At 72.1% G+C, this 25955-nt stretch carries 30 protein-coding genes; 14 read left to right on the forward strand and 16 right to left on the reverse strand.

Annotated elements, in window-relative coordinates:
- Nucleotides 1–18: 18 nt before the first annotated feature.
- The 4 genes from NE234_RS15215 to NE234_RS15230 form a co-directional block, all read right to left on the reverse strand.
- On the reverse strand, nt 19–909 hold the full coding sequence (locus NE234_RS15215) for an ABC transporter permease (protein WP_252780837.1): 891 nt from the start codon (nt 907–909) through the stop codon (nt 19–21).
- Nucleotides 906–1796, reverse strand: coding sequence for an ABC transporter ATP-binding protein (locus tag NE234_RS15220; protein ID WP_252780839.1), 891 nt, complete (start codon nt 1794–1796; stop codon nt 906–908). The genes NE234_RS15215 and NE234_RS15220 overlap by 4 nt, the downstream gene beginning before the upstream one ends.
- 205 nt (nt 1797–2001) lie before the next feature.
- On the reverse strand, nt 2002–2271 hold the full coding sequence (locus NE234_RS15225) for a DUF6295 family protein (RefSeq protein WP_252780853.1): 270 nt from the start codon (nt 2269–2271) through the stop codon (nt 2002–2004).
- Between the two features lies 1 nt (nt 2272).
- Nucleotides 2273–3016 (reverse strand): dienelactone hydrolase family protein, encoded by a 744-nt coding sequence (locus NE234_RS15230; protein ID WP_252780855.1) that lies wholly within the window; start codon nt 3014–3016, stop codon nt 2273–2275.
- Between the two features lie 168 nt (nt 3017–3184).
- Here NE234_RS15230 and NE234_RS15235 point away from each other — a divergent pair, with 168 nt between their 5' ends.
- The 4 genes from NE234_RS15235 to NE234_RS15250 all read left to right on the forward strand — a co-directional run bounded on the left by NE234_RS15235 (nt 3185) and on the right by NE234_RS15250 (nt 6495).
- Nucleotides 3185–3871 carry a hypothetical protein gene (locus tag NE234_RS15235; protein ID WP_252780857.1) on the forward strand — a complete coding sequence of 229 codons (687 nt, stop codon included), beginning with the start codon at nt 3185–3187 and terminating at the stop codon, nt 3869–3871.
- Nucleotides 3872–4001: 130 nt separating this feature from the next.
- Complete coding sequence (locus NE234_RS15240; protein WP_252780865.1) at nt 4002–4682, forward strand: VC0807 family protein; 681 nt, start codon at nt 4002–4004, stop codon at nt 4680–4682.
- A 20-nt stretch (nt 4683–4702) separates the two neighbouring features.
- Entirely contained in the window at nt 4703–5716 is a 1014-nt protein-coding gene (locus NE234_RS15245) for a hypothetical protein (protein ID WP_252780867.1), read from the forward strand.
- A 50-nt stretch (nt 5717–5766) separates the two neighbouring features.
- Nucleotides 5767–6495: a PhzF family phenazine biosynthesis protein gene (locus NE234_RS15250; RefSeq protein ID WP_252780893.1), complete on the forward strand. Its 729-nt coding sequence runs from the start codon at nt 5767–5769 to the stop codon at nt 6493–6495.
- Nucleotides 6496–6564: 69 nt separating this feature from the next.
- Here the strand turns inward: NE234_RS15250 and NE234_RS15255 are convergent, their stop codons facing one another.
- Nucleotides 6565–7437: an alpha/beta fold hydrolase gene (locus tag NE234_RS15255; RefSeq protein WP_252780895.1), complete on the reverse strand. Its 873-nt coding sequence runs from the start codon at nt 7435–7437 to the stop codon at nt 6565–6567.
- 129 nt (nt 7438–7566) lie between these two features.
- On the reverse strand, nt 7567–7776 hold the full coding sequence (locus tag NE234_RS15260) for an ATP-binding protein (protein WP_252780898.1): 210 nt from the start codon (nt 7774–7776) through the stop codon (nt 7567–7569).
- A 71-nt stretch (nt 7777–7847) separates the two neighbouring features.
- On the opposite strand from NE234_RS15260, the gene NE234_RS45925 reads away from it, so the two are divergent.
- From NE234_RS45925 to NE234_RS15270, 3 genes are all read left to right on the forward strand, one after another.
- The gene (locus tag NE234_RS45925) at nt 7848–7970 is read left to right on the forward strand and encodes a DUF397 domain-containing protein (RefSeq protein ID WP_406567000.1); all 123 of its coding nucleotides are present in this window, start codon (nt 7848–7850) and stop codon (nt 7968–7970) included.
- A 22-nt stretch (nt 7971–7992) separates the two neighbouring features.
- On the forward strand, nt 7993–8475 hold the full coding sequence (locus NE234_RS15265) for an ATP-binding protein (RefSeq protein WP_252780901.1): 483 nt from the start codon (nt 7993–7995) through the stop codon (nt 8473–8475).
- A 109-nt stretch (nt 8476–8584) separates the two neighbouring features.
- The gene (locus tag NE234_RS15270) at nt 8585–8965 is read left to right on the forward strand and encodes a trypsin-like serine protease (protein WP_252780914.1); all 381 of its coding nucleotides are present in this window, start codon (nt 8585–8587) and stop codon (nt 8963–8965) included.
- A gap of 128 nt (nt 8966–9093) precedes the next feature.
- On the opposite strand, the gene NE234_RS15275 is transcribed toward NE234_RS15270, so the two are convergent.
- The 3 genes from NE234_RS15275 to NE234_RS15285 all read right to left on the reverse strand — a co-directional run bounded on the left by NE234_RS15275 (nt 9094) and on the right by NE234_RS15285 (nt 10919).
- Nucleotides 9094–9528, reverse strand: coding sequence for a hypothetical protein (locus tag NE234_RS15275; protein ID WP_252780915.1), 435 nt, complete (start codon nt 9526–9528; stop codon nt 9094–9096).
- A gap of 102 nt (nt 9529–9630) precedes the next feature.
- Entirely contained in the window at nt 9631–10254 is a 624-nt protein-coding gene (locus NE234_RS15280; RefSeq protein ID WP_308206888.1) for an MFS transporter, read from the reverse strand.
- Nucleotides 10173–10919 carry an MFS transporter gene (locus tag NE234_RS15285; protein WP_308206889.1) on the reverse strand — a complete coding sequence of 249 codons (747 nt, stop codon included), beginning with the start codon at nt 10917–10919 and terminating at the stop codon, nt 10173–10175. The genes NE234_RS15280 and NE234_RS15285 overlap by 82 nt, the downstream gene beginning before the upstream one ends.
- A 161-nt stretch (nt 10920–11080) precedes the next feature.
- Between NE234_RS15285 and nagA the strand changes: the two genes are divergently transcribed.
- Nucleotides 11081–12235, forward strand: coding sequence for an N-acetylglucosamine-6-phosphate deacetylase (nagA, locus tag NE234_RS15290; RefSeq protein ID WP_308206890.1), 1155 nt, complete (start codon nt 11081–11083; stop codon nt 12233–12235).
- Here the strand turns inward: nagA and NE234_RS15295 are convergent.
- Nucleotides 12232–13116: a helix-turn-helix transcriptional regulator gene (locus NE234_RS15295; protein ID WP_252780917.1), complete on the reverse strand. Its 885-nt coding sequence runs from the start codon at nt 13114–13116 to the stop codon at nt 12232–12234. The genes nagA and NE234_RS15295 overlap by 4 nt on opposite strands.
- A gap of 148 nt (nt 13117–13264) precedes the next feature.
- Between NE234_RS15295 and NE234_RS15300 the strand changes: the two genes are divergently transcribed.
- The gene (locus NE234_RS15300; protein ID WP_252780918.1) at nt 13265–14701 is read left to right on the forward strand and encodes an MFS transporter; all 1437 of its coding nucleotides are present in this window, start codon (nt 13265–13267) and stop codon (nt 14699–14701) included.
- A gap of 71 nt (nt 14702–14772) precedes the next feature.
- On the opposite strand, the gene NE234_RS15305 is transcribed toward NE234_RS15300, so the two are convergent.
- Genes NE234_RS15305 through NE234_RS15315 form a run of 3 tightly spaced genes read right to left on the reverse strand, consistent with a single transcriptional unit; the run spans nt 14773 to nt 17002 of the window.
- On the reverse strand, nt 14773–15426 hold the full coding sequence (locus NE234_RS15305) for an SDR family NAD(P)-dependent oxidoreductase (RefSeq protein WP_252780919.1): 654 nt from the start codon (nt 15424–15426) through the stop codon (nt 14773–14775).
- Complete coding sequence (locus NE234_RS15310) at nt 15423–16202, reverse strand: SDR family NAD(P)-dependent oxidoreductase (RefSeq protein WP_252780920.1); 780 nt, start codon at nt 16200–16202, stop codon at nt 15423–15425. Before NE234_RS15310 ends, NE234_RS15305 begins: the two co-directional genes overlap by 4 nt.
- 29 nt (nt 16203–16231) lie before the next feature.
- A complete protein-coding gene (locus NE234_RS15315) occupies nt 16232–17002 on the reverse strand; it encodes an SDR family oxidoreductase (protein ID WP_252780921.1) in 771 nt (256 codons plus the stop codon).
- A 102-nt stretch (nt 17003–17104) separates the two neighbouring features.
- On the opposite strand from NE234_RS15315, the gene NE234_RS15320 reads away from it, so the two are divergent.
- Nucleotides 17105–17935 (forward strand): helix-turn-helix transcriptional regulator, encoded by an 831-nt coding sequence (locus tag NE234_RS15320; protein ID WP_252780922.1) that lies wholly within the window; start codon nt 17105–17107, stop codon nt 17933–17935.
- A 78-nt stretch (nt 17936–18013) separates the two neighbouring features.
- On the opposite strand, the gene NE234_RS15325 is transcribed toward NE234_RS15320, so the two are convergent.
- Together NE234_RS15325 and glmS are read right to left on the reverse strand one after the other, a co-directional pair.
- Nucleotides 18014–18544 (reverse strand): DUF1697 domain-containing protein, encoded by a 531-nt coding sequence (locus tag NE234_RS15325; RefSeq protein ID WP_252780923.1) that lies wholly within the window; start codon nt 18542–18544, stop codon nt 18014–18016.
- A gap of 3 nt (nt 18545–18547) precedes the next feature.
- Nucleotides 18548–20392, reverse strand: coding sequence for a glutamine--fructose-6-phosphate transaminase (isomerizing) (glmS, locus tag NE234_RS15330; RefSeq protein ID WP_252780924.1), 1845 nt, complete (start codon nt 20390–20392; stop codon nt 18548–18550).
- Between the two features lie 112 nt (nt 20393–20504).
- Between glmS and coaA the strand changes: the two genes are divergently transcribed.
- Nucleotides 20505–21443, forward strand: a complete 939-nt coding sequence (coaA, locus tag NE234_RS15335) for a type I pantothenate kinase (RefSeq protein WP_406567001.1) — start codon at nt 20505–20507, stop codon at nt 21441–21443.
- A gap of 110 nt (nt 21444–21553) precedes the next feature.
- On the opposite strand, the gene NE234_RS15340 is transcribed toward coaA, so the two are convergent.
- On the reverse strand, nt 21554–22942 hold the full coding sequence (locus NE234_RS15340) for an MFS transporter (RefSeq protein ID WP_252780925.1): 1389 nt from the start codon (nt 22940–22942) through the stop codon (nt 21554–21556).
- A gap of 101 nt (nt 22943–23043) precedes the next feature.
- Here NE234_RS15340 and NE234_RS15345 point away from each other — a divergent pair, with 101 nt between their 5' ends.
- The 3 genes from NE234_RS15345 to NE234_RS15355 all read left to right on the forward strand — a co-directional run bounded on the left by NE234_RS15345 (nt 23044) and on the right by NE234_RS15355 (nt 25927).
- Entirely contained in the window at nt 23044–23931 is an 888-nt protein-coding gene (locus NE234_RS15345) for a helix-turn-helix transcriptional regulator (protein WP_252780926.1), read from the forward strand.
- 13 nt (nt 23932–23944) lie between these two features.
- Complete coding sequence (locus NE234_RS15350; RefSeq protein WP_252780927.1) at nt 23945–24301, forward strand: holo-ACP synthase; 357 nt, start codon at nt 23945–23947, stop codon at nt 24299–24301.
- Between the two features lie 120 nt (nt 24302–24421).
- Entirely contained in the window at nt 24422–25927 is a 1506-nt protein-coding gene (locus NE234_RS15355; protein WP_252780981.1) for an NAD(P)H-hydrate dehydratase, read from the forward strand.
- The last annotated feature ends 28 nt before the right edge of the window (nt 25928–25955 follow it).

Raw genomic sequence — 25955 nt, forward strand, 5'->3', positions numbered from 1 at the left:
ACGATCGTTGCGGTCGGCTCACTTGGCGCCCGCCTTCCGGAAGCGCAGGTACAGGATCGCGACGCAGCCGACGATGAGGGCGGCGCACACGAGGGTGAACACCGGCCCGCCGAGGCCGGAGGGCGGTGGTTCCGGCGCGGACGCCTTGGCGCGCAGCGCCCAGACCTGCACGCCGTCGACCAGGTTGAACGGGGCGAACATGCCCGCCCACTGGGCGACTCCGAACTGCGTCTGGTTCTCGGCGATGCCCTGGACGGCGGCGACCGCCGTGGTGCTGAGCAGGTACACCGCCATCACCGCCGTGACACCGAACCCGCGGCGCGGCGTGAACGCGGCCACGACCAGTCCGAGACCGGCGAGCACCAGCGCGAAGATCAGGCATCCGGCGAGGGCGGCGAGCCAGTGCACGGTGTGGGAGCCGATGTGCTTCTGCTTCGTGACGAGCGCGCCGATGTACAGGATCGTCACCGGTGTCGCCAGCAGCATGTACAGCGCGGTCGCGAACGCGCCGTACTTGGCCAGGACGTAGTCGAGACGGCTCATCGGCCGGGAGAAGTACAGCGGGGTGACGTGGAACCGCAGGTCGCGGGAGGCCAGCACCGGCGCCTGCGCCGCCAGGAAGATCGCGATCAGCGGCTGCAGGTAGATGGCGTAGGCGGAGTAGCGGATGAGCTGGATGTCCCGGCCGGCTCCGACCTGCGCGGCGATCGCCGTGACCGCCACGCTGATCGCCGCGGGCATCAGCATGATCGCGCACAGCAGGAACGGCATGATCTTCGCCTTGACCGGCCGGCCCAGGCCGTACGTCGCGCGCAGGTTGTGCGTGAAGAGGGACCGGACGGCGTACGCCCGGCCGAGGCGCTTGCCGTCGTAGTGCCGGTACCCGATGTCGTGGATGACGCTCGTCACGAGAACACCTCTTCGATGCGGTGGCGGCGGTTCTCCATGCGGACGAGCGCCAGGCCGAGGTCGGCGACCGAGTCGCGTACGACGTCGTAGGTGGACTCGTCGGCGATGTCGATGAGCAGGAGGCGGCCGTCGGGGCGTACGTGCAGCCCGGTCCGCGCCAGGTGCTCGCCGAGGCGGTCCATCTCCTCCTCGACCTCGACCACGAGCACGCCGCTGACCTGCGTGAAGGCCGAGACCGCCTGGGACCGCAGCAGGCGCCCGCCGTCGATGATCACCAGGTGGTCGGCGACGCGTTCGAGCTCGCCGAGCAGGTGGGACGTGACCAGGACGCTGATGCCGAACTGGCCGCCGATCCGCCGTACGAGGGCGAGCATCTCGTCGCGCCCGGCGGGGTCGAGCCCGTTGGTGGGCTCGTCGAGGAAGACGAGCTTCGGGTCGTGGACGAGGGCCTGGGCGAGCTTGACGCGCTGTCGCATACCGGTCGAGTAGCCGCCGATCGGGCGGTACCGCTCCTCGTACAGCCCGACATGGCGCAGGGTGTCGGCGGCGCGCTCGCGGGCGGCGGTGGGCGGCAGGCCGGAGATCCGGGCGACGTGCACGATGAACTCGGTCGCCGACACGTCCGGCGGAAGGCAGTCGTGCTCGGGCATGTAGCCGACCAGCTCACGGATCTTCATGGAGTCGCGCGCCGCGTCGAAGCCGAGCACCTGGGCCTGCCCGCTCGTGGGTTCGAGGAGGCCGAGGAGGATCTTGATCAGCGTCGACTTGCCCGCGCCGTTGGCTCCGACGAGCCCGACGACACCGGGCTCGATGTCGACGGTCAGCTGATCCAACGCGAGCACGCCGGGGAACCGCATGGACAGCCCCCGGGTGGCGATGATGGACATGCTCCGAACCTAGTGGAGCGGCTTTGTGCCCGTCGTCACTCTTCGGCACTACACCCCGCCCCCCTTGGGGATGAATGCGCGCGTCTTCCGGATGATGCCCGAACGCCCGACGGGGGACGGCGACGCCCGTCGCCGTCCCCCGTCGGGCGGATCGTGCCGTTGAGTGGGCGGTGCCGTCATCGGCCCCGCCCGGCCGTCGGGGCGGTCAGCCGGCGGCGGCGATGCCGGGAGGCGCGGCGGCGAGGGCCGCCTTGATGGCGTCGATGAGCGCCAGCGCCGACTCCTCGGTGAGCTCCACCGCGACCCGCGCCGCCGGGCCGAGCTCCGGCGCGGCGAAGTCGATGTTCACGGTGTGCTCGAAGGGCGCGTGGAACGGGTGGTCGACGTACACGGACGCCTGCGTCAGCGGGAACCAGCCGTCGGGCCCCTTCCCGCTGCCCGCCATCCTCACCGTCTCGGTGACGTAAGTGCACATCTCAGGCTCCCAGGTAACGGTCGAACCAGGAGAAGACGCGCTGCCAGCCGTCGTTCGCGGCCTGCGGCCGGTAGGACGGCCGGTCGACGGCGAAGAACGCGTGGCCGGCGCCCTCGTACACGTGGAAGTCGTAGGTCTTGCCGTGCTGCTTGAGCGCCTCCTCCAGCTCCTTGACCTGGTCGGGGGAGGGGTACTGGTCCTCGGCGCCGAACAGGCCGAGCAGCGGGCACGACAGGTTCGGGGTGAGGTCGACGATGGGCCGCACCGCCATCGGGAAGTTTTCGGGCACCTCCCCGACGACGAACGCGCCGTAGCAGTCCACCGCCGCGTCCAGGTCGAGCGAGCAGGCGGCCAGGAAGGACTGGCGGCCGCCGGAGCAGTAGCCGATCGTGCCGACCTTGCCGTTCGAGGAGGTCAGGCCCTTGAGGTAACGGGCGGCGGCGTCGACGTCGCCGACGAGCCGCTCGTCCGGCACGCCGCCCGCGGCGCGGGACGCGGCCGCCGCGTCGTCCGGAGAGGCGCCGGGCGCGTCGCGGTAGTGCAGGTTCGGCATGATCGCCGCGTAGCCGTGCGCGGCGATCTTACGGACGATCTCCTTGCTCGGCTCGTCGTAGCCGGGCATGTGGTGGATGACCACCACACCGCCGTACGGACCCGGTCCGAGGGGCCGGGCGAGGTACGCCTCGATCGGGTCGCCGCTGTGGCCGGTCAGCGGGATCGTTTCGGCCATCATCGCGTCGTACATGGTTAGCAAGGCTAGCGATTCTGTTCGACGCCCGCGCCGGGCCCCCGAGAGTCCTTGCGCCGTTCGCTCTGCAGGTCAAATCGCCCGATTCACCTCTCATCTCGATATGGCAGCATTCATCCGTCATAAGTGGGCAAACGATGAGTAAAAACCTTGGACGGTGCGACGATGCTGCGACGATGGCGAACGCAGGCAGGAGCGGTTTCGATCATCCTCCCGGTGGTGCTCGCCGCGGGGTGCAAGGCCAACGGCGTGACGAACACGAGCGACCACGGCGGTGGTTCCTCCTCGTCCACGGCCTCCGGGAGCAGGCTGCCGGTCGACAACCCGGACGCCCCGATGCCCTCGCCCGGCACCTGCAAGGTCGGCAGCCGTGACGGCCAGCCGCTCCCGGACCCGGACTGCACGCCCGGTGCCATCAACCCGGACGTGAAGCAGTCGAACATCGACCAGACCATCTGCAAGGTCGGCTGGACCAAGACGGTCCGGCCGCCGACCTCGAAGACCAACGCGATGAAGGCCAAGTCGGCCCGCTCCTACAGCCTCAGCCGGAGCGCCACGGGGGAGTACGACCACCTGATCCCGCTCGAGCTCGGCGGCGCGCCGGACGACCCGCGCAACCTGTGGGTGGAACCCGGGCACATCCCGAACCCGAAGGACGCGGTCGAGCACAAGCTCAACGACGCGGTCTGCTCCGGTCTCGTCCCGCTCGCCAAGGCCCAGAAGGCCATGGCCGCCCGGTGGGTCACCGCGTACGACGACGTCGGCCTGCGCGTCAGCGGCGGCAAGGTCTGCCTGCGCGACGACCCGAGCAAGTGCGCGAAGGGCAGGCACGGCGGCAGCGCCGGCGACTGATCGACGGGGCCGGTCATCGGGGCCGGCCCCGTGACATCCGTACCGGTCGACCGTGGACAGACGGATCTGCCGGACGGCCCTTCGTTCCCGCGAGGCTTGACCCGACGACGAAGCCGAGCGAGGAACGAAGATGACGCAGACCATGACGGCCGACCGGGCCGCCCCGCGATCCACGGGCGCCGCGCCGGCGGACCGGCCCGCGCGCCGGGAACTGGTCCGCACCCTGACGCCGCTGGTGGTGGACGTCGCCATCCCCACCGGCGGGTACTACCTCCTGCACAAGGGCCTGGGCGTGGACGTGGTCACCTCGCTGGCACTCAGCGGCGTGGTCCCGGCGGTGCACGCGGTCGTCGACGCGGTCCGCCACCGCGTGTTCAACGGACTGGCGGGCCTGATGCCGGCGGTCAACGTCGCCGGGATCGCGCTCAGCTTCGTGACCGGCGACGCCCGGCTGATGCCGGCCAAGGACTCCGGCCTGAGCAGCGTGATCGGCCTCGGCATCCTGATCTCCGCGCTCCGCGGCCGCCCGCTGATGTCCGCCGGCCTCAAGCCGTTCATGACGAAGGGCGACGCCGCGCGGATCGCCGCGTGGGACCGGCTGTCCGCCGGATCCGCGGCGTTCCGGCGTGTCGAACGGCGCTACACCCTCATCTGGGGCCTGGCCCTGCTCGGCGAGTTCACCCTGCCCATCGACACGATGGCCTGGCTGTCCACCGTCCTCCTGCTCGGCGCGATCGCCGTCGGGATGGTCGTCGGCGGGGCCGCGACCCGGCCGATGGAGAAGCTGATCGACGCCGAGACCGCGTCCTGACCCCTCGAAGGAGACGAACGATGCGTGCCAAGGGCATCAACTACGACACCGGTCTCCTGCCGGGCGGGCGCACCACCCGGGAGGTCTTCGACCCCGGCGTCGTACGGCGGGAGATGCGGATCATTGCCGACGACCTGCACTGCACCGCCGTACGGATCTCCGGGGGCGATCCCGAACGGCTGACCGTCGCGGCCGAGCACGCCGCCGCGGCCGGCCTGGAGATCTGGTTCGCCCCCTTCCCGTGCGAACTGACCCCCGAGCGGATGCTGCCGCTCTTCACCGACTGCGCCGAACGCGCGGAGGACCTCCGGCGCGGCGGCGCCGAGACCGTCCTCGTCACCGGCTGCGAGGTCAGCCTCTTCGCCGCCGGGTTCATCCCGGGTGAGGACGTCTACGCCCGGATCGCCGCACTCGCCTCCGGCGACCCCGCCGTGTACGCGACGATGCGCGAGGTCCCCGCACGGGTGAACGCCTTCTTCGCCGAGACGGTGGCGGCGGCCCGCAAGCGGTTCGGCGGGCGGATCACGTACGCCGCCGGGCCCTGGGAGAGCATCGACTGGACGCCGTTCGACCTCGTCTCCGCCGACGCCTACCGCGCCGCGGAGAACGCCGACCGGTACGTCGAGGAGCTCCGCGCGCTTTTCGCCCACGGCAAGCCGGTGGCGGTCACCGAGTTCGGTTGCTGCACCTACCGCGGCGCCGCCGGCCGCGGCGGGATCGGCTGGGCGATCGTCGACCGCGACTCCGATCCGCCCCGCCTGAACGGCGACTACGTACGGGACGAGGTCGAGCAGGCGACCTACCTGCGGGAACTACTGGAGATCTTCGAGCGGGAGGGCGTCGACAGCGCCTTCTGGTTCACCTTCGCCGGCTACGAGCTCCCGTACCGTCCGGACGACCCGGCCCACGACCTCGACCTGGCCTCGTACGGTGTCGTGAAGGTCCTCGAGAACGGCCACGGCACCGCCTACCCCGACATGTCCTGGGAGCCGAAGGAGTCCTTCCACACCCTCGCCGCCGCCTACGCGGGCTGAGGAGGCGGTTATCGTGTCAACCCGGTAGATCGCGACCGAAAGTGGGCAGGATGACCGTCTGCATGCTGACCAGGGCGTTCGTGAACGCCGATGGGGAGTTCGGAAATCCGGCCCTGGTCGTCATCGAGCCGGACGGCGCGTCCGTGACCGCGGACCAGCGTCAGGCCCTGGCGACACGGCTGGGCGTCCCCGCGACCGTCTTCGTCCGCGACGCCGCCCGCGGCGTCGTGGCCATCCACGCCTCGTACGGTCAGGCGATCCGCTTCGGCGGCCATCCCCTGCTCGCCACCGTGGAGGTCCTCCACCGACTCGGCTCCCCGGTCACCGGACTCGTTCCCAAGGCCGGGCCGGTCGCCTGCCGCCGCGACAAGGACGGAACCGTCTGGATCACCGCCCCGGCGGCGTGGTCGAAGCCCTGGCGCCATCTGGAGATGGACCGTCCTGAGACGATCGACACGCTCACCGGACTCCCCGAAGGCGAGGACTTCACCCAGGTCTGGGCCTGGATGGACCGTACGGCCGGCCGCGTGCGCGCCCGGCTGTGGGCGCCCCGGATCGGGAAGGGCGAGGACGAGGCGTGCGGCAGCGCCTCGATGCTGCTGACGCTGAAGCTGGGCGGCCCCCTGGAGGTCGTCCACGGGCGGCACGGCGCCATCATCCGGACCAATCCGGTCGACGACGTCCTCGTCGAACTCGGCGGCCGCTGCGTCGTCGATCCCGCTGATCCCGAGCTGACCGCCCAGGTGACCGACTTCTACGAACAGGTGGCCGAGGCGTAGGGAGGTTCCGTTCGCTTGACAGCGCCGAGACTTATGTTGGCCGAGGCAACAAAAACCCTCGGCACAAAGTCAAGAGCCTGGCTCCGCGCCTTCGGTCACGAAGTCGCGGAGCAGTTCGAATGCCTCCTCAGGCGTCTCGCGGAAGACGCCGTGGCCCGTGTTCGGGAGGACGTGCAGGCGGGCGGGGGCTTCGGTGATCGCTTCGGTCAGGCGGCGGGCGGCGGATTCGGTGGCCACCGGATCGTCCGCGCCGGCGAGGACCAGCGTCGGGCAGGCCAGCCGGTCGAGCCGGTCCCAGGGATCGAACCGGGCGGCGAGTCCGTGCCTGAAGCGTTCGAGGACGTCGTGGTTCCACTGGATCCGGCGCAGCCGGTCGGCGGCGTCCGGGTCGCCGCCGGGCTTCCGGGAGTACAGCGGAAGGCAGACCCTCTCCCACGCCTCCCTGATCTCGTCGCCGCTCTCACCGGCCCAGTAGCGGCGGGCCACCTCGCGCGCCTCGGCCCCGCCGAGCCGTTCGAACACGGCCAGCCGCTCCTTGGCGGATCCGGGCATCACGCTGTCCAGCACCAGTTTCGAGACGCGCTCCGGATGCCGCAGGGCCGCGGTCAGCGCGACCCGGCCGCCGCTGGACGTGCCCACCAGGATCGGGTCGACGATGCCGAGGGCGTCGCAGAAGTCCACGACGTCGTCCGCCCACCGCTCCCACGTCCAGGAGCCGGGACCGGCCCGGTCGGACCGTCCGCTCCCACGCTGATCCAGGTAGACGACCTGGGCGAACTCCGTGGCCGCGCCGAACCCCGGCTTGAACACCGAGTGGTCGGCGCCCGGCCCCCCGTGCAGGACGACGATCGTCGGCCGCTCCACCATGGTCGCCCCGTCCGGGACGAGCTGACATCCGTCGACGTCGAAATAGAGCACGACGTCATTCACGCGGACCCGCACCGCCCCATTGTGGAGGAGCGCGCGCCGCAAGGATTGGCCAGAATCGGTCCTTACCGTCACTGTTGACGGCGGAGAACCGGCGAACCGGACATTCCCCCGTCCATTCCGGCGACAACGAGTCAACACCGGCTACGAAGTCGTCACGGCTAGGTCGAACCAGACCGTCACCCGGCCGTTGCGCTGCACCTCGAAGCCCCAGTCCTGGGCGAGCGCCTGCAGGATCGGCAGGCCGCGACCGCCTTCACCGCACGGGTCGTCGACATAGTGCGGGAGGGTGCCGCCGCCTCGCTCGGTGACCTTGATCCGCAGGTCCGCGACCTTGAAGTACTGTTCGATCAAGCCGGAGCTCAAGCCCTGCCGGTCGGGGAGTCGGCGAAGCTCGTTCAGGCGGTCTTGGAGGACCTGTGAGCATGATTCGCGCCTCGCTGAATTGGCGGAAGAGCAGTCAGAGCGGCCAGGAAGGCACCGACTGCGTCGAAGTCGTGCGACTGCGCGGAGCGGCTGCTGCCGACCCTGAGGCAGACCGAGCCTGATCGGTGCGGTAGACCGGCTGCTATGACGGGCCGGGTTCCTGTGCTGGCGATTCTGATCGGGTTGCAGGCGTCGGGGAAGACGACGTTCTTCCGGCAGGCGTTGGCGGATGAGTACGTGCACGTCAGCAAGGACGACTTCCCGAGGGCCAGGCGGCGGCAGGCGCGGCAGATGCGGCTCGTCGAGGAGGCGCTGACGGCGGGGCTGAGCGTCGCCGTCGACAACACCAATCCCTCGCCAGAGGAGTGGCGGCCGCTGGCCGAGGCGGCCCGGCGGCACGGCGCGGAGGTGGTCGGCTACTGGTTCCCGCCGGACGTCGCCGGCTCATTGCGCCGCAACGCGTCCCGTACCTGGACGAGCAGGGTGCCCGACGTCGGTGTCTTCGCCACTCTGAAACGCCTGCGCCGCCCGCGGCGGTCCGAGGGCTTCGACGCGTTGTACGAGGTCCGGATCGACGGCGCGGGCGGCTTCGACGTGCGGCCGATGGCGAGTGGTTCCCCTCACTGAGGTGGACCGGCGTCGGCCGTCATCGGTGGGCCGAAGAGCACTTACGGCCCCTGGGCGGTGCGCATGCTCATCGACGGCAAACCGGCCTGTACCGGCACGGCAGTCACCAATGAAGGTCCGCCCGGCACGCCTGGCCACGGCCCATGCCCGGCCCGGTGAGATCGTGCGGCAGTACGGATGGGGCGCCACCTGCACCACGGACGAGAACGCCTGCCAGTCGCCCGTGCTCAAGCAGTCGACGCTGCGGGTCGTCCGCTCGGACGCCCGCCGTTGTGAGGGCTTCGCCCTACCGGGCGGCACGGACTTCTGCATGGAGAAGGTGTCCGGAATCCCCGCCGGCGGCGACTCCGGAGCCCCGGTGATGAGCATCGGCGCCCACGGCAAGGAGACCCTGCTCGGCGTCTTCTACGGCTCCGACCGGGAGAAGATGGCCGGGGCCGGGGAGATCGCCCAGCAGCTCGCCTGGATCCACAAGGTCACCAAGCGATAGGGCGGAACGCGCCCCACGAGGCCGATCCCCACACGGGGATCGGCCTCAGCGCATGGTCGATCCGCTGCCGCCGCCGGTCCCTCGGCCCACGCCGCATCCAGGGCGTTCAACTCCGGCCCGACGCCGACCTACTTGCGGCAGATCTTTCCCTCGAAACGGACAATGCCGATAGCGTGCCGGTCTATCGCGTCTTCGCCTTCCGGCGTGCTGAGCCAGCCGCGGCTCCGAAAGGTGCCGCTGTAACCCGCGAACCTCCCCGTGGCCTCGACCACGGTGTACGCCACCTCCAGAATGCTGGCTCCGCCTTCCGCGGACGTCTGCAGGACGGCCTGGTCTTGCGTACGCAGCCAGGAGCCATCCTTGTCGAGAAACAGGTGGCACATCGTGTACTCGAACCGGCCGTTGCCGACGTCGTTCAGGTCGCTGGTGCTCTCCCCATAGGCCGCACCGTCGATCGTGCCCGTCATCGCAGCCATACCGGACCTCTCGGTCAGGGTGAAGAGGTTGGCCGCGCCGCCCATGCTGATGCAGTCAGGCGCTTCGGTGTGGTGCTGGTCCGCCATGCTGTTCGTCCTCTCCGGGTATGGGAACGCACGTCAATCGCCTGGTTATGGTCAGAGCCAACCCGCCCAAGGAGCAATAATCCTTGCCATATCGGCAAATTGTCAGGTGCCTTGAGCCGGGAAGTCGCGCCGCGTGCGGGCCGATGTCGCGAGGAGGGGCAGGGGAGTGACGGCGTAGAGGACGGCGAGTGCCCACAGGGCGGCACGGATTCCGAGCGCCGAGGCGAGGAGGCCGCCGGTCGCCGCGCCGAGTGGGATGGTGCCGAACACGAAGATTCGCGACGCCGCGGTGACCCGGCCGAGCAGGTGCGCGGGAACGAAGGTGCCGCGGAACGTCATGGTCATCACGCCCGACATCGTGGCTCCGGCCACGACGACGAAAGAGCCCGCTGCGAACAGCGTCAGGTACCAGCCGTGGCCGCCGAGCGGCAGTAAGAGAACGAAAGGGGCGGTCGCGACGTTGGCCGCGAGGTAGGTACGGGCGCTGCCGAAGCGCCGGGCCGCGCGCGAGGCGAGCGTGGCTCCGAGGACGCCGCCCATGCTGCCCACACCGATCACTGCGCCCGTCGTTCCCGGCGCGGCGCCTTCGGTGCGCACCAGGAAGACGACGCGCAGTGCCGTGATGCCCAGCATCGCGAAATTGGTCACCGCCGCCACCACCAACATGGCCTGCAACAGCCGTCCGCGCATGATGAACCGGATGCTTTCGGCCAACTGGCGCAGCATGCCTGGGTGATCGCCTGCGGGAGTGCGCGGCTCCGGCCCGGGCCGCAGGCCGAACAGGCAGGCCGCCGACACCAGGAAGGTGAGGGAGTCGATGAGGAGCCCGCTGACCGCGCCGGCCGCCTGAGCCAGCAGCCCGCGAGACCCGGTCCGACGATCAGGGCCACCGATGCGCTGGTCTGGAGTCTGGCGTTGCCTTCCAGGAGGTCGTCCGCGGAGACGAGATGGGGCAGGAAGGCGTTGAACGCCACGTTGAAGAAGACGCCGGCGGTTCCGGCGAGCAGCGCGCCCACGAGCACCATGGTCATGGTCAGCACGTGGGTCCAGGCCGCGATCGGGATGATGACGAGTGCCACCGCCGAGACGAGGTCGGCGATCAGGAGTGTGCGTCGGCGTGGCCACCGGTCGACCCAGACACCGGCCGGAAGCCCGATCAGCAGCCACGGCAGCCAGGTGGCGGCCGTGAGCAGAGAGACCATGGCCGGACCGGAGTGCAGGGTCGAGACGGCCACGAGCGGGAGTGCCACCGTCGTGACCGCGGAGCCGACTGCGCTGGTGGACTCGCCGATCCACAGCAGCGCGAAATTCCGCGTCCGCAGCAGCCCGCCCACAGGCCTGTGCCGTGATGCGGGTACGGGCTCCTCCCCGGCCGCCGCATCCGCGTTCATGCGGATCATTCTCTCGAATGTGTGCGGATCGTTCTCTCGAGTTCGCGCCGAGCCCGGAGACCGACGCCGCGCGGCTCAGGCGGTCGAACGCCACCCGGCGCGTCCAGCGCCGCCCTGACGCGCGGCCGGGGCGGTCTTGGCGGAGGAACTACTGTGCGGATGTGATCACGTTCGCGAATGCCCGAGTTGTGACCGTTCGTCGCGTACTGGAGCCCGGCTGGCTGACCGTCGAGGACGGGCGTATCCGGGGCGTCGGCGCCGGTGATCCGCCGCCCGGTGACGGGGCGGTGCGCGATCTCGGTGGCCGGTACGTCCTGCCAGGGTTCATCGACCTCCACATGCACGGCGGAGGCGGGGCGCAGATCACCACCGACGACGCCGAGGAGATCCTCACCGCGGTGGCCTTTCACCGCGCGCACGGGACGACGCGTACGCTGGCCAGCCTGGTCACCGACGAACTCGACCGGATGGCCGCGTCCGTCCGTACGATCGCGGGAATTATCCGCGGCTCCGCCGACTCCTCGATCGTCGGTGTCCACCTCGAGGGACCCTTCCTCAACCCGGCCAAGCGTGGGTCACATCACGCGGAGTTCCTGCTGGCACCGGACGTCACGGCGCTACGGCACCTGCTGTCCGCCGGGGACGGCACCGTACAGGTCGTCACGCTCGCGCCGGAGCTGCCCGGCGGGATGGACCTGCTGCGCGAGGTCGTCTCGTCCGAGGTGATCGCCGCCGTCGGGCACACGACGGCCGACTTCGATCAGACCCGGCAGGCGTTCGCGTCCGGGGCGCGCCTGGCGACGCACCTGTTCAACGCGATGCGCGACTTCCACCACCGCGACCCCGGCCCGGCCGGTGCCGCGCTCGCCGACGACGCCGTCACGTGCGAGCTGATCAACGACGGGTTCCACGTGCACGAGGAGGCGGTCCGCATCGCCGTGAACGCCGCGGGCGCTGAAAGGATCGCGTTCATCACCGACGCGACACCCGCCGCCGGGATGACCGACGGTGACTTCCACCTCGGGCCGGTTCCGGTGTTCGCCCGCGACGGCAAGGTGACGCTGTCCGACGGCACGATCGCGGGCAGCACCCTGACGATGGACGCCGCCGTCCGGCACGCGGTGCGCTGCGTCGGCCTCCCGATCACGACTGCGGCGATCGCCGCGGCGACGACCCCCGCCACCGTCCTCGGCATCGCCGACCGTACGGGCAGTGTCCACCCCGGCAAGGACGCCGACCTCGTCGTCCTGTCCGGTCGGCTGTGCGTCGAGACGGTGCTCCGCGGCGGCACGATCGTCCATGGGAGCCTGCCCTAACGCGTCACCGGCGTCGTCTCCGGACGGTCGGCCGTCCCGGCGGAGACGTCGGCCAGGAGGCGCAGGGCCGCCGCGGACGGGGAGCCCGGCTCGGCCGACCAGACCATCACGCGCTGGCCCCGGTCGTCCGGGAGCGGCATGACCTCCTCCGACAGGGTGAGCGCGCCGACGAGCGGGTGGCGGTACTCGCGGGTGTTGTACGCGCAGTCGCCCACCGGGTGTGCCGACCACAGCGCCGCGAAGTCCGGGCTCTTCATCGCCAGCTCGCCGACCAGCGCGGTCAGCGACGGGTCGTCGGGGTACCGGCCGGCGGCCAGCCGCAGGTAGGCCACGGCGTCGCGTGCCTTCTTCCGCCAGTCCGCGTACAGCTCACGGGTGTGCGGGTCCAGGAACAGCAGCCGCGCCATGTTCGGCCGGTCGGCCGGGCGGTCGGGTGCGCCGAAGTCCAGGTGCCCGGCGAGCAGCGCGTGGGCCATCGGATTCCAGACGAGGGCGTCCGTGCACCGCCCGATCACCATGGCGGGCACGTCCCCGAAGGACTCGATCATCATCCGTACGCCGGGCCGTACCCGCTCCGGCCGGGGACGCCGCCGGGCGGCCGGTGCGGGACGGGCGAGGCCGTGCAGGTACGCGCGCTCGTCGTCGTCCAGGCCGAGGGCGCGGGCGATGGCGTCGAGGACGGCGTCGGAGGCGTTCTGGCTCTGTCCCTGTTCGAGGCGCGTGTAGTAGGCGACGCTGACGCCGGCGAGCTGGGCGAGCTCCTCGCGGCGCAGGCCGGGCACGCGGCGCCGCCCGCCGTAGTGGGTCAGCCCGACGTCCTCGGGGCGTAGCCGCGCGCGACGGGACCGCAGGAAGTCGCCGAGTTCGGGCCGCTTGTCCATGTATCCGAGTATGTCGCCGAATCCGGCGGTGAGCCTGACCCTGCCAGTGGTACCAACCCGCGGCGTACGCGAGCCAGGGGTCTGGGTACGGCCGGCCGCGCGGCGCAGTCTCGTTCCCGACGAACTTCCCATCAAGAAAGGGGCGGTCATGGCCGTCTTGGAAGAGATCGCCGGGAGGACCGCCGTAAGGCCCCGGATGACGGCGCGGCAGCGCCTGGTCCTGGTCCTGCTGCTGGGCGCGCAGTTCATGCTGGCCGTCGACTTCTCGATCCTCAATGTCGCACTGCCGGCCGTCGGGGACGGCCTGGGATTCGGGCTGCGCGCGCTGCAGTGGGTCGCGAGCGGGTTCGCGCTGCCCGCGGCGGGGCTCACGCTGTTGTCGGGGCGGGTCGCGGACCTGTTCGGCCGGCGGCGGATGTTCCTGGCCGGCATGGCGCTGCTGGCGGCGGGATCCCTGATCGGCGGGCTCGCGGTCGGTCCGGCGATGCTGCTGACGGGGCGCGTTCTGCAGGGCGTCGCCACGGCGATCAGCACGCCGGCGGCGCTGTCGCTGCTGACGACCGCGTTCCCCGAGGGACCGCTGCGGGACCGGGCGCTGGGGCTGAACGGGGCGCTGATGTCCGCCGGATTCACCGCCGGCGCGGTCCTCGGCGGCGTGCTCACCGACCTGCTGAGCTGGCGCTGGGCGTTCCTCGTCAACGTGCCCATCGCGCTGGCGATTCTGGCGGGCACGCCGAAGCTCGTCCCCGGCGGCCGTGCGCCGGAGGGCGCCCGGCTCGACGTTCCCGGTGCGCTCACGGTGACCGGTGGGCTGCTCGCCCTGGTGTACGGCGTGACGGCGGCGGGGGAGAGGGGATGGACCGCGCCGGTCACCCTGGCCGCGTTCGCCGTCGCCGTGGCGCTGCTGGTGGCGTTCTGGTTCGTCGAGGTACGGGCGGCGGCGCCGCTGGTCCCGGTGGGGATCCTCCGGCGGCGCACGGTGGTCTGGGGGAACGCCGCCGGGCTGATCGCCTTCCTCACCGAGACGTCGCTGGTCTTCCTGATGACGCTGTACCTGCAGGAGGTTCTCGGCTACTCGCCGCTGGTCACGGGGCTGGCGTTCGGAGTCCTCGGCGCGGGGACGGTGGCCGGCGGCCTGCTCGGCGCGCGGACGATCGCCCGCCTGGGCGCGTACCGGATCCTGGTCGGCGCGTTCGTCCTGCAGGCGGCGGCGACCGCGTCACTGGCCGCGCTCGGCGACGGGCACCGCTGGATCCTGCTGTTCCTCGTCGCGACCTTCGCCGGCGGCGTGGGCAACATGCTGGCGATCGTGGCGTTCATGGTGACGGCGACCTCGGGCCTGCCGGACGCCGAGCAGGGGCTGGCCACCGGCCTGGCGACGATGACGCAGCAGATCGGCATCACCCTGGGCATTCCGATCATGAGCGCGATCGCCGCCGCCCGTACGAGCGCGCTCGGCGGCCCGCACGCGGAGGCCGTCCTCGGCGGCGTACGGCTCGCCGTCCTCGTCAACGCCGCCATCGTGGTCGCGGGCGCCCTGCTCGCGGCGCTGTTCCTGGGCCGCCGGGCGGCCGGTCGCCGCTGAGGGCGCCGTTCACGGCGGCCCGGTCGCGGCGGCCGGGCCGGGGCCGGGCCGCCCGGCGGTGGACCGGGGATTCAGGTCACAACGGTGACCGGTTCCCGCCGCGCGGCGTGCTGGTGCCAGAGGTGCTCGGCGATGTCGTCGGGTTCGTGCGTGAGTCCCGGCCCCACGGCGCCGACGATCGTGACCCGGCCGACGTGGATCCCGCGTTGTGGCAGCGTCTGCGCGAGCAGGTCGAGGTAGCTCACCAGGCCGGCGTAGGCGACGGCGCTGACGGCGCGTTCGGGGCTGGGGCGCACGGCGGCGCCACCGGTGGTGAACAACAGCGTGCCGGTACCCCGGTCCAGCATGTCCGGCAGGACGGCCTGGACGACCGCGCTCGCTCCCACCACCGTCAGCGCCAGCGCGTCCCGCACGTCCCCGGCCGTCGTGTCCAGGACGGGCCGGATCAGGCGGATGTCCGGGAGCGGACTGACGCAGACGACCTCGGGTGCTCCGAGGGCGGACGTCAGGTCGCCGAGGGCCCGTTCGACGTCGCCGGGGTCGGTGATGTCGCCGGTCGCGGCGGCGGCCTGGTGTCCGGCGGCGCGCAGATCGCCGACGATGGCGTCGATGCGGGTCCGGCTCCGCGCGACCAGTCCGACCGGGTGGCCCTCTCGGGCGAAACGGCGGGCCACGGACGCGCCGATGCCGGACCCCGCCCCGACGACGAAGATCGGCCCGCTCACTGGGCGGTCCAGCCGCCGTCGACGGCGACGAGCGCGCCGGTGACGAAGCTCGCGGCGTCGGACACGAGGAAGGCGATGGTCTCCGCGACCTCCTCCGGGCGCCCGATGCGGCCGATCGGGTGCGCCGGGCCGAAGGAGGCGAGCATCTCGCGGCCGTCCTCGACGACGCCCTCCATGATGTCGGTGTCGATCACTCCGGGCAGCACGGCGTTGGAGCGGATGCCCTTGGGGCCGCCCTCGATGGCGAGCACGCGCGTGATCTGCGCCAGGGCGCCCTTCGACGCCGCGTAGGCCGTCTGGGTCTCGAAGGCGACGACCGAGGACACCGAGGCGACCGAGACGATCGCACCGCCGCCACCGGCCTCCATGACGCGGAAGGCCTCGCGCGCCTGGACGAAGTTGCCGCCGGCGTTGACCCGCAGGATGCCCTCGAAGTCCTCGACGGTGGTCTCGGTGATCGGCTTGTTGAGGGTGCGGCCGGCGTTGTTGACCAGGATGTCGAGCCGCCCGAACCGGTCGGTGGCGAGCCGCATGGTCGCCCGCGCGAGTTCCTCGTCGGCGACGTCGCCGACGAGCGCCGCCACGTTGTCGGGATCGGCGGCCGCGAGGTCCTCGACCGCCTTGGAACGGTCGGTGACGACGAGCCGGGCGCCGCGTTCCCGCAGCAGGACCGCCGTGGCGTGGCCGATGCCGCGTGCGGCGCCGGTGACGACGGCGACCCGTCCGGTCAGATCCCAGGAGGCCGGGAGGGAGGTGTGGTCGTGTGCGGTGGTCATGACTTCCTTCATGTCGTTGCTTTCTCAGGTCAGCGTTGGCGCGTGGGCCGTACGACGATCTCGTTGACGTCGACGCCGGCCGGCTGCGCGAGGGCGTACGAGAGGGCCTCGGCGATGGCGTCCGGCTCGATGGTGTGCGCCCGGTAGGTGCGCATGGCCTCGGCGGCCCCGGGGTCGGTGATGGTCTCCGCGAGCTCGGAGGCGACCACTCCGGGGGAGATGGTCGTGACGCGGATCGAGGGGTCGGACTCCTGGCGCAGGCCCTCGGTGATCGCCCAGGCGGCGTACTTGGTGCCGCAGTAGACGGCACCGGTGGGCACCACCTGGTGGGCGCCGATGCTCGCGACCGTGACGAAGTGGCCCCCGCCCTGCTCGGTGAACACGGGCAGGGCCGCGGCGATCCCGTGCAGCAGCCCGCGCACGTTCACGTCGATCATGTGGTTCCACTCGTCGACCAGCAGGGAGTCCAGGCGCGACAGCGGCATGACCCCGGCGTTGTTCACCAGGACGTCGATCCGTCCGAACCGGTCGCGCGCGGACTCGACGAACGCGCCGAAGCCGGCGCGGTCGGTCACGTCGAGCGGCACCGGGTGCATGCCGCCGCCGGAGCGGGCGGCCTCCTCCGCGGTGCGTTCGGCGAGCGCCTTCAACCGTTCGATCCGGCGCGCGCCCGCGACGACGTGGTGGCCTTCGCGGACCAGCCGGGCGGCCATGGCCTCGCCGATGCCGCTGCTGGCCCCGGTGACGAGGACGACCTTCGGCTCGGACGCGGTGTGCGCTTGCGGGTGGTTCGTTGGCATGACTGCCACTCTGGGCGGGCCGGACGGAGCGGAGAAGGGCGCGATCCTCCCTGGGAGTAGCGCACCCAGGAAGCGCGCCGATCCCCGACCTACGATGGCGGCATGACCTCAACCGAGCTCGGTGCCTACCTCAAGGCCCGGCGGGCCCAGGTCACGCCTGAGCAGGCCGGACTTCCCAGCGTGGGGCAACGCAGGGTGCCCGGCCTGCGGCGTGAGGAGGTGGCGTCGCTGGCGGGCGTCAGCGTCGACTACTACGTCCGTCTCGAACAGGGACGGGAGCGGACACCGTCCGCGCAGGTGGTCGAGGCCCTGGCCGTCGCCCTGCGCCTGCCGGAGGACGGCCGCCTGCACCTGTTCCGGCTCGCCGGGCTCAGCCCGCGCGCCCGCGGCGCCGCCGTGAACGACCACGTCGACCCGAGCCTCCTGCAGCTCATGAGCGCGTGGCCGAACAACCCGGCCATCGTCTACAACCGCGCCTTCGACGTCCTCGCGTCGAACGCGATCGCCGACGCGCTCTTCCACGACTGGTCGCACTCGCGGAACCTCATGCACGTCGTGTTCACCGAGCCCGCCGCGCGGAGCTTCTATCTGGACTGGTACGAGGTCGCGCGCAACTCCGTGGCCGGCTTCCGGCTCGGCTACGGCAAGGCGCCCGACGATCCGCGCATCCGGCAGGTGCTCACCGAACTGCTCGGGCAGAGCCCCGAGTTCGCCCGGCTCTGGGCCTCGCACGACGCGCGCGGCAAGGCGCTGGAGAGCAAGACCTTCCATCACCGCGACGTCGGGCGGTTGACGCTGTCGATGCAGACCTTCGACGTCCGTTCCAGCCCGGGCCAGGAACTCGTCGTCTACCATGCGGAACCGGGCTCGCCGAGCAGTGAGGCCCTCGGCCTCCTCGGCTCCCTCGCCGCCGGCGCCCGCCAGGGGACCTGAGCGTCGCACTGGCCATCGCTGCGTCTAGAGCGCAGCGATGGTCAGGGATCATGGCGTGCGTCGCACGACGACGCCGGGTCAGGCGTCCGTGAGCGCCAAGAGCCTGGTGACGGTGTTCCAGTTGCGGACGGTCATCGGGACGCCGAGGCGGCGCTCGAGGGTCGGTCCGAGCGTCGAGCGGCCCTGCCCGTTCGGGAAGTAAAGGTAGAGAACCTTTTCGCCCAATTCGACCTCCTCGGGAGCGAATTCGGCTGGTTTAAGGGCGCTCAGTCGCTCCGGGGCCGGATCCTCGGCCAGGAACGCCACCGCGCACCTGGCCGGGTCGCGGATCTCCAGCGGGTTGCCCGCGACCACCACCGCCAGCTCGGCCGCGGTCCGTACGATGACCGGGACCTCACGGCCCAGCCGGGCCGTGAGACGTCCCTCGATCGCGGCGGCGATCCGCTCCGCCGGCTCCTCCGGCGCGGTGAACACGGCGTTTCCGCTGTTCAGGTGCGTGCGCACGCCGGTGTAGCCGAGGTCGGCCAGCCACGCGCGCAGGTCGGCCATCGCGACCCTGCTGTTGCCGGTGACGTTGATGCCCCGCAGGAGGGCGGCGTATCGCGCCACGGGCTACTCGACGGTGACGGACTTGGCGAGGTTGCGGGGCTGGTCGACGTCGTGACCCCGCGCGGTGGCCAGCTCACAGGCGAAGACCTGCAGCGGGACCGTCGCGACCAGCGGCTGCAGGAGCGTCGGCACGGCCGGCACCCGGATGAGCGTGTCGGCGTACGGGACGACGCTCTCGTCGCCCTCCTCGGCGATGACGATCGTACGGGCGCCGCGGGCGCGGATCTCCTGGATGTTGGAGACGATCTTGTCGTGCAGGACCGGCCGGGCGCGCGGCGGCACGACGACCACCACGGGCAGGTCCTGCTCGATCAGCGCGATCGGGCCGTGCTTGAGCTCACCGGCGGCGAAGCCCTCCGCGTGCATGTACGCGAGCTCCTTGAGCTTCAGCGCGCCCTCCAGGGCCACGGGGAAGCCGACGTGCCGGCCGAGGAAGAGCACGCAGCGCTCGTTCGCCAGCGACCGGGCCAGCTCGCGGACCGGCTCGACCGTCCCCAGGACCGCCTCGACCTTCTCCGGCATGGTGGCGAGCAGCTGGATCATCGCGAAGACCTCGTCGCCCCACTTGGTCCCCCGTACCTGCGCGAGGTAGAGCGCGATGAGGTAGACGGCGACGAGCTGGGTGAGGAACGCCTTGGTCGAGGCCACGGCGATCTCCGGCCCGGCGTGGGTGTACAGCACGCCGTCGCACTCGCGGGGGATCGTCGAGCCGTTGACGTTGCAGATGCCGAGCACGTTGGCGCGCTGCTCGCGGGCGTGCCGCACCGCCATCAGGGTGTCCATGGTCTCGCCGGACTGCGAGATCGCGATGACCAGGGTGGTGCGGGTGAGGATCGGGTCGCGGTAGCGGAACTCGCTGGCCAGCTCCACCTCGCACGGGATCTGCGCCCAGTGCTCGATGGCGTACTTGGCGATCAGCCCGGCGTGGTAGGCGGTGCCGCACGCCACGATGATGATCTTCTCGACGTCGCGCAGCTGCTGGTCGGACAGGCGCATCTCGTCGAGGGTGAGGCGGCCGTCGGTGCCGACGCGGCCCAGCAGGGTGTCGGCGACCGCCCGCGGCTGCTCGGCGATCTCCTTGAGCATGAAGTAGTCGTGGCCGCCCTTCTCAGCGGCGGAGACGTCCCAGTCGACGTGGTACTCCTTCACCGGGGCCGGGGCGCCGGTGAAGTCGGTGACGGTGACGCCGTCCGGGCGCAGCTCGACGACCTGGTCCTGGCCGAGCTCGATCGCGTCGCGGGTGTGCGCGATGAAGGCGGCGACGTCGCTGGCCAGGAAGTTCTCCCCCGCGCCGACGCCGACGACGAGCGGTGAGTTGCGGCGCGCGCCGACGACGAGGTCCGGCTCGCCCGCGTGCACGGCGACCAGTGTGAACGCCCCTTCGAGCCGCCGGCAGACCCGGCGCATCGCCTCGGTCAGGCCGGCGCCCTTGGCCACCTCCTCCTCCAGGAGGTGTGCGACGGCCTCGGTGTCGGTGTCGGAGGACAGCTCGTGGCCGCGCTCCTCCAGCTCGACGCGGAGGGCGGCGAAGTTCTCGATGATGCCGTTGTGCACGACCGCCACCGCGCCGGTGCAGTCGACGTGCGGGTGGGCGTTGCGGTCGTTGGGCGGTCCGTGGGTGGCCCAGCGGGTGTGGCCGATGCCCGCGCGGCTCTGCGGCGGTGGGTTCTCGGCGAGCGCGTCCCGCAGGTTGACGAGCTTGCCCGCCCGTTTGGTGACCGTCAGCTTGCCGTCGGCCAGCACCGCCGCGCCCGCCGAGTCGTACCCTCGGTATTCAAGCCTGGCGAGCCCGTCGACGACGACGTCGAGAGCGGGTTGCGACCCGACGTACCCCACGATTCCGCACATGGGACGTCACCCTAATGGCTCCAGGTGAGCGGGTAGACCAGTGTCGCCCGGAGCGTCCGTTTTCGGCAAAGGTCACCAGAAGTTAACTTCAGTAAACGCTATGGTTTCCTTCATGATCGCTGATGGGGAGGGAATGCCCAGCCCCTATGTCGAGTTCGGCCGCGAGGAGTGGCGGGCGCGGCGCGGGGACATGCCGCTGCCGCTTTCTCCGGAGGACCTGGAGGCCCTGCGCGGACTGAACGATCCCACCGACCTCGCCGAGGTCGAGGAGGTCTACCTGCCGCTGGCGCGGCTCATCGGCCTGGTCGCGGCGGCCGACGGCCGCCTTCGGGACGCGGTCGGCGCCTTCATCGGCGACCCGGTCGTCCCGACCCCGTTCGTCATCGGCGTCGCCGGGAGCGTCGCCGTCGGCAAGTCGACCGTGGCCCGCCTGGTCCGGACGCTGCTCGCCCGCGGCGACGGGGCGCCCACGGTCGAACTGGTCACCACGGACGGCTTCCTCTACCCGAACGCCACGCTCGCCGAGCGCGGGCTGATGGACCGCAAGGGCTTCCCCGAGTCGTACGACCGCCGGGCGCTGCTGCGGTTCGTCTCCGCGGTGAAGGCGGGCGCCGCGGAGCTGTCCGTGCCGGTGTACGACCCGCTGGCCTACGACATCGTCCCCGGCGCCCGGCAGGTCGTCCGGCGGCCCGACATCCTCATCGTCGAGGGCCTCAACGTCCTGCAGACGGCCCGGCCGGGAGGTCTGGCGGTGTCGGACCTGTTCGACTTCTCGATCTACGTCGACGCGCGGGTGAACGACGCTCGCCAGTGGTACGTCGACCGTTTCTTCGCACTGCGGCGTACGGTCTTCACCGACGAGCGCTCCTACTTCCACCCGTACGCGCGGGTGGACCCGGACGAGGCGGCGGCGTACGCCGAGCGGATGTGGCGGGAGATCAACGAGGTCAACCTCGTCGCCAACATCCTGCCGACCCGGGACCGCGCCACCCTCGTCCTGTGCAAGGACCGCGACCACCGGGTCCACCGCGTACGCCTGCGCCGCATCTGACCTCGCCCGGCGCCCCGAAGCCCGCGGCAGCGTCGGCCTCCCGGCCTGGGCGCCGGACCGTACGGCTCCCCGGACTCGGCCGGCGCGCCGAGGTCGTACGGCTCCTCGCCTCAGGCGGTGCGCCGGGGGCGTACGGCCAGGATGGAGCAGCAGCCGCCCAGCACGGCGGTCGCGGCGAGGGCGACGCTCGTCACCGCCAGGGCGTGGCCGGTCGGCGGCGCGACGCTCAGGAACACCGTGCCGAACGTCGCCACGCCCACCACCTGGGCGAGCTGGTTCATCGTGACGAGCAGGCCGCTGGCGTCGGCCGCGTCCGCGACCGGGACCTGCCCGAGCGCGAGCGTCAGCATGGGGCTGAAGGCCCCGCCCAGGCCGAGGCCGGTCAGCGCCATCGCCACCTCCAGCCCCGTGCCGCCGGACTGGAAGACCGCCAGGCCCAGGTACCCGAGGGCCGCGACGGCGAACGCCGCCGGGACCATCAGGCGGTGCCACCGGGCGGGCACCCGCCGCCAGTTCAGGCTCGCGAGGGCGAACCCGCCTGCACCGGGGATGAAGGACAGCCCGGCCCGCAGCGGGCTGTCGCCCAGGCCGCCCTGCAGGTGCAGGGCCAGGCTGAACAGGAAGCCGCCGAAGGTCCCCATGGCGAAGAAGATCGTGATGCCGCCGGCCAGGACGCCGGGCGTGCGCAGCAGCCGGCCGGGGATGAGCGGCGCGGCGGCGCGGCGCTGCAGGACCACGAAGACGCCGAAGACGACGACGCCGCCGGCGAGCATGGCCCAGCCCCAGCCGGGCCAGCCCTCCTCGTGCCCGAGCACGAGCGGCACGACGAAGCAGACGACGGCCGCGGACAGGCCGAGCACGCCGGGGACGTCCAGTCGCCGGCCCCGCTCGCCGCGGTCGCCCGGCAGGACGCGCGGCCCGGCGATCAGCAGCACCACGCCGATCGGGACGTTCACCAGGAACACCGGCCGCCAGCCGGTGCCGAGGACGTCCGCGCTGACGAGCGCGCCGCCGATCACCTGGCCGGCGACGGCGCCGCCGGACAGCACGGCCGAGTAGACGCTGAGCGCACGGGCCCGTGCGGCGCCGGTGAAGTTCCGCTGGATCAGGCTCATCACCTGCGGGACCATCAGCGCGGCGCCCGCTCCCTGGACGAGACGGAACCCGATGAGCAGGCCGGTGCTGCCGGCGAGGCCGCACGCCAGGGACGACGCGGTGAACACCGCCAGCCCGCCGAGGAAGGCGCGCCGGTGCCCGAGGATGTCACCGAGCCGCGCCCCCGTGATGAGCAGCACGGCGTACGCGATCGTGTACCCGGCGATGACGAGCTGCAGGCCCGCGCCGGACGCCTGCAGGTCGGTACGGATGGTGGGGGCGGCGACGTTGACCACGGTCACGTCGAGGACCGCCATGAACTGCCCGAGCATGATGAGCGTCAGCAGCCCGCCGCGGCGGACCGGCGCCTGTGCCGCGGGGGCGTCGAGAGTGATCTGGGCCATGCGCCGAGCCTGCGGGTGGAGCGATACGGGTGGTGAGAGCCCACTGATACTGGTGTTGACAGCACCTGGCACGGCCGCCCGGCGTACCGCACCATGGACGGGTGACCGTGACGACCACCTCCCGCCGGCGGACCGAGCTGGCCGCCTTCCTGCGCAGCCGGCGGGAGCGCATCACCCCCGCCGACGTCGGGATCCCGGCGGGGCTGCGGCGGCGCACCCCGGGGCTGCGCCGCGAGGAGGTCGCCCAGCTCGCCGGGGTCGGCGTCACCTGGTACACCTGGCTCGAACAGGGCCGGCCGATCAACGTGAGCGTCCAGGTCCTCGACGCGATCGCCCGTACGCTCCGCCTCGACCGGACCGAGCGCGAGCACCTGTACCACCTGGCGGACGTGCCCGCGATGCCCGGCCCACCGGTGCACGACCGGCTCGAACCCGAGGTGCAGACGGTCCTCGACGGCCTCGCCCCGCTGCCCGCCGCCGTCATGTCCAGCCGGTACGACGTGCTCGCCTGGAACACCGCCTACTCGGCGATCTGGCCGGCCGTCCTGCGGGCGAGCGAGGCTCACCCCCGTAACCTCCTGTGGCGGATGTTCGTGACCCCGCACTGCTGCAGCCAGATGATCAATCGCGACACCGAGCTGCCGCAGATGGTGGCGATGTTCCGGGCGGCGTTCGCCCGGCACCTCGGGGAGCCGTCCTGGACCGGGCTGGTCGAGCGGCTGTCGGCGGCGAGCCCCGAGTTCGCGGAGATGTGGGCGGCGCAGGACGTCGCCGTCCCCTCGACGCGCGTGAAGCACTTCCGGCACGCCGCCGTCGGCGAGATCCGGATGTCGGTGGTCAACTTCGCCGTCACCGCCACGCCGGAGACCCGCATGGCGGTCTACACGCCGGTCGACGAGAAGACCCGCGAGCGCATCCAGTGGCTGATCGACCACCCCAGCGCGCCCGCCGTCGACCACGTCCACCGGGCCCCCGTGGTCCCGGAGTGATAAACCTGGTCGAGTGATCGTCGGAGTGGGGGTCGACGTCGTCGACGTCGCCCGGTTCGCCAGGTCGCTGGAGCGCACGCCGGGCCTGGCCGACCGGCTCTTCACCGACCGCGAGCGCGGGCTGCCCCCGCGGTCCCTCGCCGCGCGGTTCGCGGCGAAGGAGGCCCTGGCCAAGGCGCTGGGCGCGCCGCCCGGGCTGCGGTGGACCGACGCGGAGGTACGCCGCGCCGAGGACGGCCGCCCGAGCCTGCACGTGGCGGGCACCGTCCAGGAGGCGGCCGAACGGCTGGGCGTCACCACCTGGCACCTGTCGCTCAGCCACGACGGAGGAGTCGCCGTCGCGATGGTGGTGGCGGAGAACACCCGATGAGGAGTCCGTCGCGGCGGAGGGCATCCGGTCAGAAGCCCTCGCGGTGGTGGCGGGGAGCATCCGAGGAGGAGCCCGTCGCGATGGTGGTGGCGGAGAACGTCCGATGAGGAGGCGAGCGTGATGCGGTACGCGCACGAGGTCGACAAGGTCCGGACCGCCGAACAGGCGCTGATGGCCCGCCTGCCCGACGGGACGCTCATGCGGCGCGCCGCGGCCGGCCTGGCCTCGGTGTGCGCCCGTATCCTGCGCGGCGGCCGGCCGCACGGCGAGCCGGGCCTCGGCGTGTACGGCGCGCGGGTCGTCCTGCTGGTGGGCGGCGGCGACAACGGCGGCGACGCCCTGTACGCGGGCGCGGGCCTGGCGCGGCGCGGCGCGGGGGTCACCGCGATCCTCGCCGGGCCGAAGAGCCATGAGGGCGGGCTGGCCGACCTGCGCGCCGCCGGAGGCGAGGCGCTGCCCGTCGCGGACGAGGGGCGGGTGGCCGAGGCGATCGGCCGGGCCGATCTGATCATCGACGGCATGCTCGGCATCGGCGGCCGGGGCGGGCTGCGCGAGCCGTACGCAGGCCTGGCCCGGCGCGCGGCCGACAGCGCGGCGATCGTCGTGGCCTGCGATCTGCCCAGCGGCATCGACGCGAGCAGCGGGCAGGTCGCCGGGCCGGCGGTCCGCGCGGACGTGACCGTCACGTTCGGGACGTACAAGCCCGGCCTGCTCGTCGACCCGGGCGCCGAGCACGCCGGCGTGGTCGAACTCGTCGACATCGGGCTGGGGCCGTACCTCGCCGATCCGGACGTGTGCGCGCCCCTGGCCGAGGACGTCGCCGGACGGCTGCCGCGCCCGACCAACGAGTCGAACAAGTACCGGCGGGGCGTCGTCGGCGTCCTGGCGGGGAGTGAGACGTTCACCGGGGCGGCCGTCCTCGCCGTCGGCGGGGCGGTGCGCGCCGGGGCCGGCATGGTGCGGTTCGCCTCGTCCGAACACCCGGTGGAGCTCGTCCGGCACCGCTGGCCGGAGTCCGTGACCACGGTCATCGGGGACTCGCTGGACGGGATCGGACGGGTGCAGGCGTGGGTCGCCGGGCCCGGACTGGGCACGGACGAGCGGGCCGAGGCGCTGCTCGCCCAGGTCCTCGCCACGGATCTGCCCGTCCTGGTCGACGCGGACGGCCTGACCGTGCTGTCGCGGCACCGCGACCTGCTGTGGCGGTCCGCGCCGACCGTCCTGACCCCGCACGCCGGGGAGCTGGCCCGGCTGCTGGGCACCGACGCCGGCGAGGTCGAGGCGCGGCGGCTGGAGCACGTACGCCGCGCCGCCGAGGAGCTGAGCGCCACCGTGCTGCTCAAGGGCTCCACGACGCTCATCGCCGAGGCCGACCGGCCCGTACGGGTGAACCCCACGGGCACGCCGTGGCTGGCGACGGCGGGCAGCGGAGACGTGCTGTCCGGGCTCACGGGCGCGCTGCTGGCCGGCGGCATGTCGGCGATCGACGCGGCCGCGACCGGGGCGTACCTCCACGGCCTGGCCGCCCGGCTGTCGGCCGACCCGTACGGCGAGGGCCCCGCACCGATCAGCGCCTACGACGTCCTCGACGCCCTGCCCGAGGCGTTCCGCACCCTGTCCGGGTGACGCCACGACGAGGGCGCGGATGGCCGGA

Source organism: Actinoallomurus rhizosphaericola, from assembly GCF_024055675.1.
GTDB classification, from domain to species: domain Bacteria; phylum Actinomycetota; class Actinomycetes; order Streptosporangiales; family Streptosporangiaceae; genus Actinoallomurus; species Actinoallomurus soli.

Bases quoted from the DNA above. Each gene is read 5' to 3' on its own strand.
- NE234_RS15220 (WP_252780839.1), bottom strand. From the start codon at position 1,796: ATGTCCATCATCGCCACCCGGGGGCTGTCCATGCGGTTCCCCGGCGTG.
- NE234_RS15225 (WP_252780853.1), bottom strand. From the start codon at position 2,271: ATGTGCACTTACGTCACCGAGACGGTGAGGATGGCGGGCAGCGGGAAG.
- NE234_RS15230 (WP_252780855.1), bottom strand. From the start codon at position 3,016: ATGTACGACGCGATGATGGCCGAAACGATCCCGCTGACCGGCCACAGC.
- NE234_RS15235 (WP_252780857.1), top strand. From the start codon at position 3,185: ATGCTGCGACGATGGCGAACGCAGGCAGGAGCGGTTTCGATCATCCTC.
- NE234_RS15240 (WP_252780865.1), top strand. From the start codon at position 4,002: ATGACGCAGACCATGACGGCCGACCGGGCCGCCCCGCGATCCACGGGC.
- NE234_RS15245 (WP_252780867.1), top strand. From the start codon at position 4,703: ATGCGTGCCAAGGGCATCAACTACGACACCGGTCTCCTGCCGGGCGGG.
- NE234_RS15250 (WP_252780893.1), top strand. From the start codon at position 5,767: ATGACCGTCTGCATGCTGACCAGGGCGTTCGTGAACGCCGATGGGGAG.
- NE234_RS45925 (WP_406567000.1), top strand. From the start codon at position 7,848: ATGATTCGCGCCTCGCTGAATTGGCGGAAGAGCAGTCAGAGCGGCCAG.
- NE234_RS15265 (WP_252780901.1), top strand. From the start codon at position 7,993: ATGACGGGCCGGGTTCCTGTGCTGGCGATTCTGATCGGGTTGCAGGCG.
- NE234_RS15270 (WP_252780914.1), top strand. From the start codon at position 8,585: ATGAAGGTCCGCCCGGCACGCCTGGCCACGGCCCATGCCCGGCCCGGT.
- NE234_RS15275 (WP_252780915.1), bottom strand. From the start codon at position 9,528: ATGGCGGACCAGCACCACACCGAAGCGCCTGACTGCATCAGCATGGGC.
- NE234_RS15280 (WP_308206888.1), bottom strand. From the start codon at position 10,254: ATGCTGCGCCAGTTGGCCGAAAGCATCCGGTTCATCATGCGCGGACGG.
- NE234_RS15285 (WP_308206889.1), bottom strand. From the start codon at position 10,919: ATGAACGCGGATGCGGCGGCCGGGGAGGAGCCCGTACCCGCATCACGG.
- NE234_RS15295 (WP_252780917.1), bottom strand. From the start codon at position 13,116: ATGGACAAGCGGCCCGAACTCGGCGACTTCCTGCGGTCCCGTCGCGCG.
- NE234_RS15300 (WP_252780918.1), top strand. From the start codon at position 13,265: ATGGCCGTCTTGGAAGAGATCGCCGGGAGGACCGCCGTAAGGCCCCGG.
- NE234_RS15310 (WP_252780920.1), bottom strand. From the start codon at position 16,202: ATGACCACCGCACACGACCACACCTCCCTCCCGGCCTCCTGGGATCTG.
- NE234_RS15315 (WP_252780921.1), bottom strand. From the start codon at position 17,002: ATGCCAACGAACCACCCGCAAGCGCACACCGCGTCCGAGCCGAAGGTC.
- NE234_RS15320 (WP_252780922.1), top strand. From the start codon at position 17,105: ATGACCTCAACCGAGCTCGGTGCCTACCTCAAGGCCCGGCGGGCCCAG.
- glmS (WP_252780924.1), bottom strand. From the start codon at position 20,392: ATGTGCGGAATCGTGGGGTACGTCGGGTCGCAACCCGCTCTCGACGTC.
- coaA (WP_406567001.1), top strand. From the start codon at position 20,505: ATGATCGCTGATGGGGAGGGAATGCCCAGCCCCTATGTCGAGTTCGGC.
- NE234_RS15340 (WP_252780925.1), bottom strand. From the start codon at position 22,942: ATGGCCCAGATCACTCTCGACGCCCCCGCGGCACAGGCGCCGGTCCGC.
- NE234_RS15355 (WP_252780981.1), top strand. From the start codon at position 24,422: ATGCGGTACGCGCACGAGGTCGACAAGGTCCGGACCGCCGAACAGGCG.